This is a genomic window from Prevotella sp. khp7 (assembly GCF_900109055.1).
In the GTDB taxonomy this organism is placed as follows: domain Bacteria; phylum Bacteroidota; class Bacteroidia; order Bacteroidales; family Bacteroidaceae; genus Prevotella.
The window spans coordinates 555,109-569,035 of the sequence record NZ_FOIV01000002.1; the positions used below are offsets into that span (position 1 = coordinate 555,109).

Here is a 13,927-nt window from a genome sequence, read left to right on the forward strand (position 1 = left end):
GTCTTATTTTCTTAATGGTAAATTAAAGACTCAAATTGACACCAAGGATGAATGAGATAGGACGCGGATACATGTTGCTGTCAAAGCCGTTAGCTACCTCAGGATCAAGCCCTTTGTATTTGGTGATTGTAAACACGTTGCTGACTGTTCCGTAAACACGGCCGTTCAGTTTCTTGAAGAGATCGCTGAAGCTATAGCCGAGAGTGATATTATCACACTTCAGGAACGAAGCATTGTGCACGTAGAAGTCAGAGAGCTGTGACGTAATCTGGTATGTCTGCCAGTTACGGCCAATAGCCTCATGTGTATAGTTGTTCATATAAAGCAGCGAACTCTTCCATACCTCTGTCGGGCTTACGTTGGCCATTCCCTGCTCAATATTGTTGTACACATAGTTACCAATGCTGGCACGGAGAGAGAATCCGAAGTCCCAATCCTTATATTCCATACGAGAGGCAAGACCCATGGTTACGGGAGGTGCCGGGCTCTTATAGAAGTACTTGTCGGCCTGTGTAATAATACCATCACCATTACGGTCTACAACAGCGTTCTCAATGGGCTTTCCATTCTGATCGTATGCCTGCTGGAATACCAGGAATGAGTTGATGGGGTGACCCACCTGCTGATACTCGAGATAACGGTCTACACCGATCTTCACGTCTTTGGTCTGTGGAACGGGAGAACCATCACTTGACACACCGTTCAGGTCGGTAATCTCATTATGGTTATATGTGAAGTTGTAATCAATTGTCCAATAGAAATCTTTGTTCTGGATCGCCTTCCAACTGATGGTAGCTTCAATACCCTTGTTCTCCAGTGAGCCGATGTTCTGCCAACTCTGGTTACGATATGCAGAGAGTGCCAGTGTAGGAGCATAGTTCAGAAGGTCTGTCGTCTTGCGATAGTATACATCAACTGTTCCTGTCAGACGCTGGTTGAACAATCCCCAGTCAAGACCGATATTGTAGGTGGTCGTTGTCTCCCACTTCAACTCTGGTGTGTAGTTGTCTGGACGGTAAAGTAAACCGTCTCCCGCTACTGGATAGTAGCTGTCGGTACCCTTGTTCTTGGTATAGGTAGCAATCCAGCTGTAGTCGGGAACGGCACCAGCCTGCTGACCTGTCTTACCATAGCTCAGACGGAGTTTGAGATCACTCAGGGCCTCCACATTCTTCAGGAAAGGCTCTTCGTTGATTTTCCATGCCAAAGCCAGCGATGGGAACAATGCCCAATGTTCCTTGAAACGAGAAGAACCATCATTACGGAGTGTAAAGGTCAACATGTAGCGGTCTAACAGAGAATAATTGGCACGTCCGAAGAATGATACCAGATAGCTGTCGGTACGGAAATGATATGGCGTATGAGGACGTTCGTTGACGGCATTGCCATAAGGCATATTTGTTTCCGGATTGATTGACATTGGATCTATCCATCTTGGACTAGTTGAAGGATAGTATCCACAATAGTCACTCTTCTCATCACGCCAGAAGTGTTGCCATTCATAACCAGCCATCACATCAACATGATTCTTAAGCTGATCATTGAAGTCATGATAATATTGGGCATAGGTTGACAACTGAAGGTTACGCTTCAGAATCTTCTCATCTCCCCAGTTTCCATAATAGATAGACTTTGGATACCAAGGCTGCTCGTTTCTATACTGCTTACCTTCTGAGACGTCAGCACCAAGAGTCAAGTGCAGGCGCAGATCCTCAAAGCCATGGACTTTATAGTCGATGTCAGCACTACCGATGAACGAACGGCTGTTAGCATGCTCATTGCGACCATATAACAATGACAATGGGTTTGGCATGCTGGCTACGCCATTAACGGTGTAAGGCCATGTCGTATCCTTGTCATAGTCAGCAGCTACGGGCCACTGGAAGTATCCATTGAAGTTTCTTAAGGTCTGATCCAGCTTGTCACCCAGCAAATCCTTATGATACTGTGACGTAAATCCGTAAGGACTCTGAGTCGGGTCAAAAAATACAGCAGAACTGATAGCGGCCATCTCGGCATATCTTGTCTTGGCATACATTCCCTTTGCATTAAGATTCATGGTCAAGTGATTGTCCATGAAAGAAGGATTCAGGTTCAGGGCTGCTGTCACACGCTGGAAATCAGTCGTCTTCAAAATACCCTCCTGATCGGTGTAGCCCACAGAAGCACGGTATGGCAAATTTTTCAGAGCACCAGCAATAGTTACATTATGATCATGGCTGACAGCGGTACGATAAATTTCGTTCTGCCAATCAGTATTGGCGGTACCTAATGCATAAATAGGCAGAATAGTATTCCCGTCAGTATCTACATATTGACCTTCGGCATTTGTAAGGAACTGTCCATCGGCATTTCTTACGCCATACATATTCTTGATAAAATCACGATACTCGTCGCCATTCATCACATCAATCGTGCTTTTCTTGGCGCTGACAGTCATGGAGCCACTGTAGGTCACGGTGGGCTTCATACCATTACGTCCCTTCTTTGTGGTGATAATGATTACACCATTAGATCCACGGCTACCGTAGATAGCTGTAGCGGAAGCATCCTTCAGAACGTTGAATGACTCGATATCCTGCGGATTAATCATTGACAATGCATTGGACAAACCTTTGACACCTTCGTTGTCCATTGCCAAACCGTCAATAACAATCAATGGGTCGTTTGAGGCATTCAGTGAAGAGCCGCCACGGACACGAATCTGTGCACCTGCACCAGGAGCACCATCGTTGGTGACGATGTTCACACCAGCCACCTTTCCGGATAACATGTCCTGTGGGTTAACCACAAGACCCTTATTCTTGGCATCTGGCTTGAGTGCGGCAACAGAACCTGTCAAGTCACTCTTCTTCACTGCACCATAACCGATAACCACAACCTCATTGAGCACTGCGGCATCGTCTTGCAGAATTACTTCTACAGTAGGAGCTGCCTTTACCGTCTGTGGCTGGTAGCCGATATAGGTGACGGTAATGTTTGCATCTTGATTGGCTTTCAAGACGAAGTTACCATCGAAATCAGTCACGGTAGCGGTCTGAGTGCCGTCAACGCGTACTGTTGCACCGATAATGGGTTCGCCTGTAGCATCTTTCACATGGCCTTTGACATCAATCTGAGCAAAGGCGCCTACCGATAGGAATAGCCCGAATAAAAGGGCAAGCATCCTAAGCGGAAACTGAATGTTTACCTGCTTCATCATTACTTTTAATTAGAGTTATTTTTGTTATATGTTATATTGTCTTAAGCTTGTTGGGCTTGGTTTTAATTTATCGTAAATTGACGTCTGTCAGTGGTTTATGGTGCAAAGTTAGTTTTTCTTTCAATACGTTGTACTTTTTTTGCTTAAAAAGATGCGAAAGAGCCGCGCAAACGTTTGCATACGAGTGTACTTATTTAAATATATACTAAAATTTGGTTATTATCACGAATTGCACTATCTTTGCAAACGCATCTTCATAATTAAAAACCAATGGAAGAAAAGATTCCGATGACAATGAAGGACATCGCTAAAGAATTCGGAGTTTCTGTAGCGACGGTTTCGCGTGCGTTGAAGGATTCGCCTCGTATCAGTGAAGAGCGGCGGCGAGTTATTCAGCAATATGCTCGTGAACATAATTTCTATCCTAATGCCATTGGTGAAGCCTTGCGCCATAGTAGGGTGATGCCCCAACGAGTGATAGGTGTCATCGTGCCAGAGTTTACACATTATTATTTTTCTTCAATTCTGACAGGCATTGAAGAATCCGCGGCATTGCGTGGCTATCGCATCATGGTGGCTCTCAGTGGCGAACAGTATGAACGTGAGGCTTATATTTGTGAGAATTTCCTTCGCTATAAGGTGTGTGGGGTTATTGTTTCTCAGGCCAAGGATACGAAAAACTATGATCATTACCAAAGACTGTTGGATGCTGGTATCCCTTTGGTGTTCTACGATCGTATTTGTACAGGTGTTAATGCCAGTCGTGTGGTGGTTGATGACTATATGGGAGCCTATAATGCTGTGACTCATCTAATAGAAACGGGATGTAAACGTATTGCGTTCTATGGAGGTCCAATGCAGTTGGAGATTTCCAAGAATCGTTTTAATGGTTACAAGGATGCGCTATTGAAACATGGAATGAAAGTTGACGAGTCAATTATCCGAGTATGTGATAACCGTGGTGAGGCCGAAGTTATGACGCCTGAGATTCTTGCCATGGATAATCGTCCCGATGGTTTCTTTGCTGTTAATGATGATACGGCCATTGGTGTTCTATATACAGCAAAACATGCAGGTTTCAGGGTACCAGAGGATATTTCTATTTGCGGATTTACTAATGGGCAACGTGCGGTGGCTTGTGACCCCATGTTAACGACAGTAGAGCAACGAGGACATCGCGTGGGAGAGGAAGCTGTTGGGATTCTTATGGATAAGGTTGAAGGTCTCTTGCCGTTGGATAAGGTAGAGAAACGTGTTGTTCGTACTCGACTTGTCATCCGCGGTACAACTCGCTAAAATCATTGTTAGATAACTAAAAAACTAAATATAATATGAAAGTTAAACCCGATTTGTCCTTTTGGAAACTGTGGAATCTGAGTTTTGGATTTTTTGGTGTGCAGATAGCTTATGCTCTGCAAAGTGCGAACATCTCACGTATCTTTGCTACGTTAGGTGCAGACCCTCATAATCTGAGTTATTTCTGGATATTGCCTCCGTTGATGGGTATTCTTGTACAGCCCATAGTCGGTACTCTGAGCGATAGAACCTGGACACGTTTTGGCCGACGTATACCTTATTTATTTATAGGTGCTGCTGTCGCTGTATTGGTCATGTGTTTGTTGCCTAATTCCGGCTCTCTTGGCCTGACTATAGGAGCGGCTATGATTTTCGGACTGATTGCCCTGATGTTTCTTGATACGAGTATCAATATGGCTATGCAGCCTTTTAAAATGCTAGTGGGTGATATGGTTAACGAGAAACAGAAAGCCAAAGCTTATTCAATACAGTCTTTTCTTTGTAACGCAGGTTCGGTGATGGGCTATGTGTTCCCATTCGTGTTTACATTTATCGGCATTAGCAATGTGGCCGAGAAGGGCGTTGTGCCAGACTCTGTTATTTGGTCGTTCTATATAGGTGCCGCTATTCTTATCCTTTGTGTCATTTATACGACTTCCAAAGTCAAGGAATGGAATCCGCAGGATTATGCGGAGTATAATCCGGTTTCTGAAGAGAAAGAAGATAGTGCTAGTTGGATTAGTCTATTGAAGAATGCTCCTTCTACGTTTTGGAAAGTTGGATTGGTGCAGTTCTTTTCTTGGGCGGCTATGCTGTATATGTGGAATTATACCACAGGTTCTATTGCAGAGGTTGTTTGGAATACGACAGATGCTTCGAGTGAGGCATTCCAAGAGGCTGGTAACTGGACGGGTATCCTTTTCGCTGTTCAGGCTGTTGGTTCTGTGCTATGGGCTGTGCTTCTGCCTCAGTTCAAGAATACGAAGGTGGCCTATTCCGTTAGTCTCGTTATTGGTGCTGTTGGCTTCTGTTTGGTACCTTATATTCACAATCAATACATGCAGTTTATTCCGTTCTTGATGATTGGCTGTGCTTGGGCTGCTATGCTCGCTATGCCTTTCACTTTTGTGACGAATGCTTTACAAGGATACGGGCATATGGGAGCTTATCTCGGTCTTTTCAATGGAACCATATGTATTCCACAGATTGTGGCCGCTCTCTGTGGTGGAGTCCTCCTCTCGCTTGTTGGTCACCACCAGTCTACAATGATGATTGTTGCAGGTATCTGTTTTCTGATTGCTTCTGCCTGTGTCTTTGTGATTAAGGATAAGAAATAGTAATCTACTCTACAATCTTGATGGCCACGGCATGGAGCTGTTGCCAACCAGCGCGATCGGTGAGGCGAATCATAAAGTGATAGTCGCCAGGGTCGATATCGGTGGGAATCTGGATATCATGGCGGGCATCGTAAGTGCGCTGACCAGAAGGAATGGAGAAGTCTCGGTTATAGACCCATGGATTCTTTGGGTCTTTCTGCGCATCCATGGGACATTCGGTGGCGGTGGTGCTGTGGGTATGGTGGTCGAAGTTGTTGTGAATCTCGATATTGTAAGCACCCAGCTCTTGGTCGTCGGTCATAACATAATGAAAGGGAATAACGTCGCCGCGGTGATACTGCTGGCAGTCAATAGGGTTGGCGGTAATTCCCTGTTCGCTGATGACGGGCTGCTGCATGTCTTTCTGCTCCTCGTCATCGCTGCCGCTGCACGCACTGAGTGCGCACAGCAGCATGATGGAATAGATAGTGTTTCGTTTCATATCGTGTAATTATTATTCGTCTTCATCTTCCTCCTCAGCCGTGATGTCCTTCTGAGCAGTAACTGATTGTCCTTCGGCATCTGTGACGGTCATCTTGAGCAGGTCACCCTCCTCGACGTTCTTTCCGTTGATATCGACGTGTACGTGGAAGCCGTCAATATTGAGAACACCTATATATTTGTTATCAGTCACAGGGTATGTGACTTTGGTACTCCCGTCCTTGCCTGTAATGGTGAGCAAGATGGCTGATGTACGACCTTTAGCTATGACGTCGGCCTGAACGCAGAGGATGTCACCTTCGATGTTTGCTTCATTAAGAGTAATCTGGGGTGCTGGCAACTTGTCGTCATCATCGTTGCTGCATGCGGTGAAACAGAGAGTGAGTACTGTGAAGAGAGCCATCATAAGGCTCATATTGATAATCTTTTTCATTGTTGTATACTTTTATTTAATGGATGAATGTTTAGAACTCCAGCCCCACCATTAGTGAGACATTACGCCCGGGTTCGGGTACGTCAATAAGGCGGTAATAGCTGGTGTGGTCGTAATATCGGCGATTGAGCAGGTTGTCAGCGTGCAGGGCGATATTGAACTTGCAACCATGTAAGGAAATCTGCTTGCCTGCCGAGAGATTCAGCGTCCAATGACCGTCGGTAGGTTTCTCGGGCGGCACTATTTCGTGCTGCGCTCCTACAATGTGGGCGTTCAAGTCCACGAAGGTATTGCCATGCCATTGGAACGAATATTTCACGTCTGCATCCACCGACCATGGTGTACTGAAGGGTAGCGTATAGCCTTTCTTCTGTCCCGAGAGTTGCTCGGCATAGAGGTACTCGCCTTTCAGCTCACTCTCCCAGTGGCGGTTGATGACCCATGTCGCCTGTGCCTCTACACCATAGCGTAGCACACGGGCCTGGGTGTAGTGGTAGAGTTGAAGCCCTTCCACATACTGAGCCGTTGGGTTCAGGTAGATGTAGTTAGGGAAGTAGTTCACGTAGGGATCCACCTGTAGACATACCACGTCGTTGTCCCAATGGATGCCCATGTCAATCTGGTAGCTCTCCTCAGGGTCAAGATCGGCATTGCCACGCTCGTAACGGAAAATGTGATAGTTTACCCCGTCTGCTCCCAATTCCTTGGGGATGGGCACGCGGAAACTCTTACCCACATTGGCTTTCAGTATCCATTGGCCTACGGCGTAGTTGATACCTGCCGACCAGGTAAGACTCGTGAAACGCCGGTCTATATCGGCTGAGCGCTCCTTATAGACAGAGTCACTATTGACTGTCGGCGTGAGGAACCAGTCGTGATAGCTGCTGATATGAGTATTGGCATGGTCAAGTCTGACACCAGCGTTCAGCTTCAGCCGTTCGTTGATGGTGTAGCAGTCCATCGCGTAAACACCTATGCTAGCCGTTTCGAAGTCGGGGATGATAAAGCCCCAGCCGCCGCGTCGGTTGTGTTGATACTCACCGTTCATACCCATGCTTAACTCATGATGCTTGCTCAATTCGAAATGCATGCCGATGTTGGCTGTCAGTGTATTCTTCACGAAGCGGCGTTCCAATGTGCCGTTGGGCTTTGGCATATAACCATGACTCACGGGTTCGCTTAGTTCTTCGCGATGGTTGTTCTGCCACGCTAGATTTGCTTCCCAACGCAGACGGTCGCCCTGCCATGAGGTATGGCTAAGCACTTTCAGATGATTTACCCACTGATAGGGCAGGTCCACGTCACGTCGCGAGCTGTCGTAATCGATGTCTGAGAGACGAACCTCCAGACCATGGGCATTAGCAAAGAAACCGCTCTTTGAATACGAGTCGCTGATGCGTATGTCTGTATGGAAACGGTAGCCTGCATAGCCTATCATCACGCTGCCGTCGCGCTCGCACCCAGCGGTATTTCGAAGTCGGCGGTCTTTCAGACGAATCCAGTAGCTGTAATACTGAATACTGTCAGTTGGTACACGGTAGTCGGCATAATCGATGAGTGTAGCACCGGCGCGGAAGAACCAGTTCCCTCGGTGTCCGCCAAACTTCGCCGTCACCCCCAGTTGTTCATTGTTCGAGCGCCCGAAAAACTGCACGCTGCCGCTTAAGGGCTCTGTGGGCATATGGTTGGTGTAGAGGCTAAGGACGCCGCCGATGGCATCGCTGCCATAGAGTAGTGCTGCCGGACCTTTGATGACCTCTGCGCGATCTACCGCAAATTGGTCTATCTCCAGCCCATGGTCGTCGCCCCACTGCTGTCCTTCGTGCTTGATACCGTCCTCACTCACTACCATACGATTATAGCCTAGCCCGCGTATTGTTGGCTTCGACTGTCCTGAGCCGATGGCCATCGCCTTTACACCGGGAATGCCTTCCAAAGTCTGCATTAGCGAACCCGAGAAATGCTGCTGCAGGTAGTCGTGGCTTACCTGCACTGCCGACTGCGACGAGCGCATCTGATAGTCACGCTGTCGCTGTCCGCTTACAGTCACGCCTCTCAGCACCACTGTCGTATCCTCTGGAGCTATCTGGCTCTGATTATCGGCCACGCACACCATCAGTGCCGCAGCCAGAATGGATAATGTCATGATTCTGTCTCCATTTCTAGTGTTAATAAGAATCGGCTATGCCGCTTGCCTAAGCAAGAACTACTGCTGGCATCCTTTGTTGGATGTCAGTTTCCCTTCTGATGCTAAATGGAGAAAGCAGGAGGAGCCCGTAGGCCAACGATGCCGCTGTAGGCAACACAGACATGGTGTTGCCGAGCATCGATTCTGACGCTGACCACATTATTTAAAATAATAAGACAGACAGCGGCAGTAGCAATAAAAGTGAGGGAAAGAAACTGGCATAATACGCAGTCGTGCGCCCAATGGGACATAGTCGTCATGTGGCCATGACAGCTATGATGTATGCAATCGGCACACTCAGTCTCAGCCGTTGAGGCACTGCCCTCATGAATATGAAGTGACGAGAAAACTAGCATTGGCAGGAAAACCGCCAATAGTATCCACGAGGCAATATGTCGTTTTGTTTTCAAGTTCACGGCTGCAAAGGTAGTGCTTTTTTCTTTTTTCACCAAATTCTCTCTTCAAAATAACATTAAATAGGTATATAACATAAACCCGATGCAATCACTGCATCGGGTTTACTGCAAGTTTCAAACAACCAAAATGTTGAATACTATCGGATGAAGAGTAGTTCGCGATATTTTGGTAATGGCCAGAGACTGTCATCAACGATGAGCTCCAACTTATCTATCTGATAGCGGATTTCATCGAGCTTCGGCTCAACCTTATCGTGATAGGCGATGGCTTTATCATATTCGCCCTCAATCTTGTTGGCCAGTTTACGAGCATTGACAAGTTCCTCAACACCCTTCTCTATGGTGCTGGTACGCTCGGCAATCTCCTCGATAATCTTCAGGTTGCGTGCGTTCAGCTTCTCTGCCTTTTCAACAGAAAAGACTGTTGAGACACTATCAACGTTCTTCAGCAGCGCACTCTGATAACGTGTGGCTACAGGGATGATATGGTTCATTGAGAGGTCTCCCAATACGCGAGCCTCAATTTGAATTTTCTTAGTGTAGGTCTCCCACTTCACCTCGTTGCGGGCCTCGAGCTCTTTCTTGGTCATCACGCCCAGACTCTCAAACATCTCGATGCTCTCCTTGTCAAGGTAACGCTCAAAGATCTTCGGGCAAGACTTCTCAACATCGAGTCCGCGTTTTTCTGCCTCAGCGACCCACTCGTCGGAGTAACCGTTGCCGTCGAAACGGATAGGCTTGCAGGCCTTGATATCATCACGCAGCACATCAATGATGGCATGGAAAGTGGCGCTGTGTCCTGTGCCCTCGAGTTTCTTGGTAAGTTCAGGGATGCGGGCATCAACGCGTTTCTTGAACGAGATGAGAGCCTCGGCAACAGCAGAGTTAAGTGCAATCATCGCACTGGCGCAGTTGGCCTCAGAACCTACGGCACGGAATTCGAAACGGTTACCGGTAAAAGCGAAAGGCGATGTGCGGTTACGATCGGTATTGTCAATGAGCAGTTCTGGAATCTCGGGGATGTCCATCTTCATACCCTGCTTGCCCGCCATGGCGAGGATGTCGTCCTGATCAGCCTTCTCAATATGGTCGAGCAACTCACTTACCTGACGACCCAAGAAAGAAGATATGATGGCAGGAGGAGCCTCGTTGGCGCCCAGACGATGAGCGTTGGTAGCACTCATGATAGAAGCCTTCAGCAGTCCGTTGTGCTTGTATACACCCATCAGAGTCTCAACGATGAAGGTTGCGAAGCGCAAGTTCTGCTCGGGGGTCTTACCTGGTGCGTGAAGAAGAATGCCGTTGTCGGTGCTCAGGCTCCAGTTGTTGTGCTTACCGCTACCATTGATACCTGCGAAAGGTTTCTCATGGAGCAGAACACGGAAACCGTGCTTGCGAGCCACTTTCTTCATGACAGACATGAGCAGCATATTGTGGTCAACAGCCAAATTAGTCTCTTCGAAGATAGGTGCCAATTCGAACTGGTTAGGTGCAACCTCGTTGTGACGTGTCTTGCAAGGAATACCCAATTCAAGAGCTTCTATCTCCAACTCACGCATGAAAGCAGCCACGCGCTCGGGGATGGAGCCGAAATAGTGGTCATCCATCTGCTGGTTCTTAGCAGAGTCGTGTCCCATCAGCGTACGGCCTGTCAGCAGCAGGTCGGGACGGGCAGCGTATAGTCCTTCGTCAACCAGGAAGTATTCCTGTTCCCATCCGAGGTTTGAAGTAACTTTCTTCACGCTGGGGTCGAAATAATGGCAAACATCAGTAGCAGCCACGTTAACAGCATGAAGGGCACGGAGCAAAGGTGCTTTATAGTCTAGTGCCTCACCGCTATAGGAAATAAATACGGTAGGGATACAAAGAGTGTCTTCGATAATGAATACAGGACTTGTGGGGTCCCATGCAGAATATCCGCGAGCCTCAAAGGTTGAACGGATACCGCCTGAGGGGAATGAAGAGGCATCAGGCTCCTGCTGAACGAGCAGTTTGCCGGTGAACTCCTCAACCATACCGCCCTTGCCGTCGTGCTCAATGAATGAGTCGTGCTTCTCGGCGGTGCCTTCAGTCAGAGGTTGGAACCAGTGTGTATAGTGTGTAACGCCGTTTTCGGTGGCCCATTGCTTCATACCTTCAGCCACGGCGTCGGCAATCTTACGATCCAGACGTGCACCATTGTCCATTACGTCAATCATCTTCTCATAGACGTCCTTGGGCAGGTACTTGTACATCTTCTCACGGTTAAAGACCTTGCTTCCGAAGAACTTTGCTGGTCTTTCACTTGGTGTTTTTACGTCGAGTGGCTTTTTCTTGAAAGCCTCACCGACAACCTGAAATCTTAATGTTTCCATAATGTGTAGTTTTAATGTGATTTTGTCCAGTTTTCTATTCTCTGTAATGCCTCTTCCGTCTTTTCATGACTTCCGAAAGCGGTAAACCTTACATAACCTTCACCGGCGGGTCCAAAACCGACACCAGGGGTGCAGACTACGTTGGCTCCATAGAGCAGATTCTCGAAAAATTGCCATGAGCCGCTACTGTCAGGAGTGCGCATCCAGATGTAGGGCGCATTCTCGCCGCCATATACCTCAAAGCCCAATGCGCGAAGAGTGCTGAGCATCTTGTGGGCGTTCTGCATATAGTAGTCGATGGTGGCTTTTACCTGTTCTTTGCCGTCAGGGGTATAGATGGCTTCGGCTGCACGCTGACTAATATAGCTGGTACCATTGAACTTCGTACATTGACGACGGTACCACAATGGGTTTAAGGGAATACGCTCGCCCGTAAGTGTTGAGGCTGTCAGGTCTTTAGGCACTACGGTGTAGCCACAGCGGATGCCCGTGAAACCGGCAGTCTTCGAGTATGAGTGGAACTCGATAGCACAACGGCGGGCACCACGTATCTCATAGATGGAGTGCGGGATGTCGTCGTCCTGAATATAAGCTTGATAAGCGGCATCATAGAAAATGAGCGTATCGTTCTTCAGGGCATAGTTCACCCACTTGCGCAATTCTTTCTTTGTGATGACCATACCTGTGGGGTTGTTCGGATAACACAGGTAGATAACATCAACGCGACGGTCGGGAATCTGGGGCACGAAGCCGTTCTCAGCCGTACAAGGCATGTAAATCACGTTCGACCATTTGCCATTCTCTACCGTTCCTGCACGGCCTATCATGACATTCGAGTCGATATATACGGGATAGATAGGGTCTGTGACGCCGATGGAGTTATCCCAGCGGATGAGTTCCTGGATGTTGCCAGTATCGCTCTTTGCTCCGTCGTTAATGAAAATCTCGTCAATGTCAAGGTGGATGCCACGAGGCAGGAAGTCGTTCTTCAGGATGGCTTCACGCAGAAAGTCATAGCCTTGTTCCGGACCATAGCCTCTGAAGCCGTCGGCAGTTCCCATTTCGTCGGCAGCCTTGTGCATGGCTTCTACAACAGCGGGACAGAGTGGTTGTGTTACATCGCCGATACCAAGCGAAATAACGTCTGCCTTTGGATGCATCACCTTGAAAGCATTTACTTTCTTGGCAATGTCTGCAAACAGATAGTTGTTTGGCAGTTTCAGAAAATGTTCGTTTACTAATGCCATATGTGTTATATTTCTATTTGTCCGTCAAAAACAAACTCAGCGGGGCCTGTCATGTATACATGATTATCGGCTTCACGCCATTCGATAGAGAGTGTTCCGCCATCCATCACGATTTGTGATGTGCGCCCAGCCTGCCCTGTGATAGCTGCTGCAACGGCAGTTGCGCAGGCACCTGTTCCACAGGCTTGTGTAATGCCGCTTCCGCGTTCCCAGACACGGGTTCGTATGCTGCCGTCTGGCCTGATGTTGGCAAACTCGATGTTGCAGCGTTGCGGGAAAGCGGGATGCTGCTCAAGTATGTGTCCGCTCTCGCCTACCTGCTCCACATTGTCAGTAAAGATCACATAATGAGGATTGCCCATCGAGACGAAAGTGCCATGACCTGGATTGCGTGATTCGATGAACTGCGATTCTTCCTCAAGAACAGGTTTTCCCATATCGACAGTGACACTTTCTACGACACCATCGTTGACAAGCAGGTTTAGTGTTTTGACGCCTGAGAGCGTCAACAGGCGGATTTCTGTCTGCTGCGTGAGCCCGCGTTCATATAGATATTTACCGATACACCTTGACGCATTTCCGCACATCATGGCTTCGCTGCCGTCGGCATTGAAGATGCGCATGGTAAAGTCGGCTTCGGCTACAGACGATTTGCCAATCAGCACCAGACCGTCGGAACCAATCCCTTTATGGCGGTCGCTCCAGCGTCGTGCTGTTTCAGAAGGATCGGGCACTTCATAGAGCATCGTGTTGACGTAGATGTAGTCGTTGCCACAACCATGCATCTTCGTAAAACCGATTTTCCGTGTCTCTTGATTGCTCATTGTCTTACAATTATGATCCTTTTGTTATTACTGGGTGCAAAATTAATGCAAAAAGTTAGAAAGACAAAACAATTCTAAACTTTTTGCATTAATAAAACAAAGCAAACTTTCAATTTGTTATCATTTAAAGCGAATAATATTCCGAATTGT

Annotated in this window: 10 protein-coding genes; 3 read left to right on the forward strand and 7 right to left on the reverse strand. The window is 47.7% G+C overall.

Going from position 1 to position 13,927, the window contains the following annotated elements:
* Positions 1–22: 22 nt before the first annotated feature.
* Positions 23–3,202 carry a SusC/RagA family TonB-linked outer membrane protein gene (locus tag BMX82_RS05915; protein ID WP_091766924.1) on the reverse strand — a complete coding sequence of 1,060 codons (3,180 nt, stop codon included), beginning with the start codon at positions 3,200–3,202 and terminating at the stop codon, positions 23–25.
* 270 nt (positions 3,203–3,472) lie between these two features.
* Between BMX82_RS05915 and BMX82_RS05920 the strand changes: the two genes are divergently transcribed.
* Together BMX82_RS05920 and BMX82_RS05925 are read left to right on the forward strand one after the other, a co-directional pair.
* A complete protein-coding gene (locus BMX82_RS05920) occupies positions 3,473–4,498 on the forward strand; it encodes a LacI family DNA-binding transcriptional regulator (RefSeq protein WP_036914139.1) in 1,026 nt (341 codons plus the stop codon).
* A gap of 35 nt (positions 4,499–4,533) precedes the next feature.
* On the forward strand, positions 4,534–5,835 hold the full coding sequence (locus BMX82_RS05925; protein WP_091766927.1) for an MFS transporter: 1,302 nt from the start codon (positions 4,534–4,536) through the stop codon (positions 5,833–5,835).
* 4 nt (positions 5,836–5,839) lie between these two features.
* Here the strand turns inward: BMX82_RS05925 and BMX82_RS05930 are convergent, their stop codons facing one another.
* The 3 genes from BMX82_RS05930 to BMX82_RS05940 are packed head-to-tail and all read right to left on the reverse strand — an operon-like array spanning position 5,840 to position 8,894.
* A complete protein-coding gene (locus BMX82_RS05930; RefSeq protein ID WP_091766929.1) occupies positions 5,840–6,316 on the reverse strand; it encodes a DUF4625 domain-containing protein in 477 nt (158 codons plus the stop codon).
* Positions 6,317–6,328: 12 nt separating this feature from the next.
* Positions 6,329–6,748, reverse strand: coding sequence for a hypothetical protein (locus tag BMX82_RS05935; RefSeq protein ID WP_091766931.1), 420 nt, complete (start codon positions 6,746–6,748; stop codon positions 6,329–6,331).
* A gap of 31 nt (positions 6,749–6,779) precedes the next feature.
* Positions 6,780–8,894 carry a TonB-dependent receptor gene (locus BMX82_RS05940; RefSeq protein WP_091766933.1) on the reverse strand — a complete coding sequence of 705 codons (2,115 nt, stop codon included), beginning with the start codon at positions 8,892–8,894 and terminating at the stop codon, positions 6,780–6,782.
* Here BMX82_RS05940 and BMX82_RS12885 point away from each other — a divergent pair.
* The gene (locus BMX82_RS12885) at positions 8,881–9,084 is read left to right on the forward strand and encodes a hypothetical protein (RefSeq protein WP_143058328.1); all 204 of its coding nucleotides are present in this window, start codon (positions 8,881–8,883) and stop codon (positions 9,082–9,084) included. The two genes, BMX82_RS05940 and BMX82_RS12885, sit on opposite strands and share 14 nt — an antisense overlap.
* 405 nt (positions 9,085–9,489) lie before the next feature.
* Here BMX82_RS12885 and BMX82_RS05945 read toward each other — a convergent pair whose 3' ends face one another.
* From BMX82_RS05945 to dapF, 3 genes are read right to left on the reverse strand one after another with little or no spacing between them, the layout of a single operon-like run.
* A complete protein-coding gene (locus BMX82_RS05945; protein ID WP_036914128.1) occupies positions 9,490–11,706 on the reverse strand; it encodes a glutamine synthetase III family protein in 2,217 nt (738 codons plus the stop codon).
* A gap of 11 nt (positions 11,707–11,717) precedes the next feature.
* Positions 11,718–12,953: an LL-diaminopimelate aminotransferase gene (locus BMX82_RS05950; RefSeq protein WP_036914125.1), complete on the reverse strand. Its 1,236-nt coding sequence runs from the start codon at positions 12,951–12,953 to the stop codon at positions 11,718–11,720.
* 5 nt (positions 12,954–12,958) lie between these two features.
* The gene (gene dapF / locus BMX82_RS05955) at positions 12,959–13,777 is read right to left on the reverse strand and encodes a diaminopimelate epimerase (protein WP_091766935.1); all 819 of its coding nucleotides are present in this window, start codon (positions 13,775–13,777) and stop codon (positions 12,959–12,961) included.
* Between the last annotated feature and the right edge of the window lie 150 nt (positions 13,778–13,927).

What these genes read in the sequence shown, in the direction of transcription:
- BMX82_RS05915 (WP_091766924.1), bottom strand. Translation starts at nt 3,202, where the DNA reads ATGATGAAGCAGGTAAACATTCAGTTTCCGCTTAGGATGCTTGCCCTT.
- BMX82_RS05920 (WP_036914139.1), top strand. Translation starts at nt 3,473, where the DNA reads ATGGAAGAAAAGATTCCGATGACAATGAAGGACATCGCTAAAGAATTC.
- BMX82_RS05925 (WP_091766927.1), top strand. Translation starts at nt 4,534, where the DNA reads ATGAAAGTTAAACCCGATTTGTCCTTTTGGAAACTGTGGAATCTGAGT.
- BMX82_RS05930 (WP_091766929.1), bottom strand. Translation starts at nt 6,316, where the DNA reads ATGAAACGAAACACTATCTATTCCATCATGCTGCTGTGCGCACTCAGT.
- BMX82_RS05935 (WP_091766931.1), bottom strand. Translation starts at nt 6,748, where the DNA reads ATGAAAAAGATTATCAATATGAGCCTTATGATGGCTCTCTTCACAGTA.
- BMX82_RS12885 (WP_143058328.1), top strand. Translation starts at nt 8,881, where the DNA reads ATGGATAATGTCATGATTCTGTCTCCATTTCTAGTGTTAATAAGAATC.
- BMX82_RS05940 (WP_091766933.1), bottom strand. Translation starts at nt 8,894, where the DNA reads ATGACATTATCCATTCTGGCTGCGGCACTGATGGTGTGCGTGGCCGAT.
- BMX82_RS05945 (WP_036914128.1), bottom strand. Translation starts at nt 11,706, where the DNA reads ATGGAAACATTAAGATTTCAGGTTGTCGGTGAGGCTTTCAAGAAAAAG.
- BMX82_RS05950 (WP_036914125.1), bottom strand. Translation starts at nt 12,953, where the DNA reads ATGGCATTAGTAAACGAACATTTTCTGAAACTGCCAAACAACTATCTG.
- dapF (WP_091766935.1), bottom strand. Translation starts at nt 13,777, where the DNA reads ATGAGCAATCAAGAGACACGGAAAATCGGTTTTACGAAGATGCATGGT.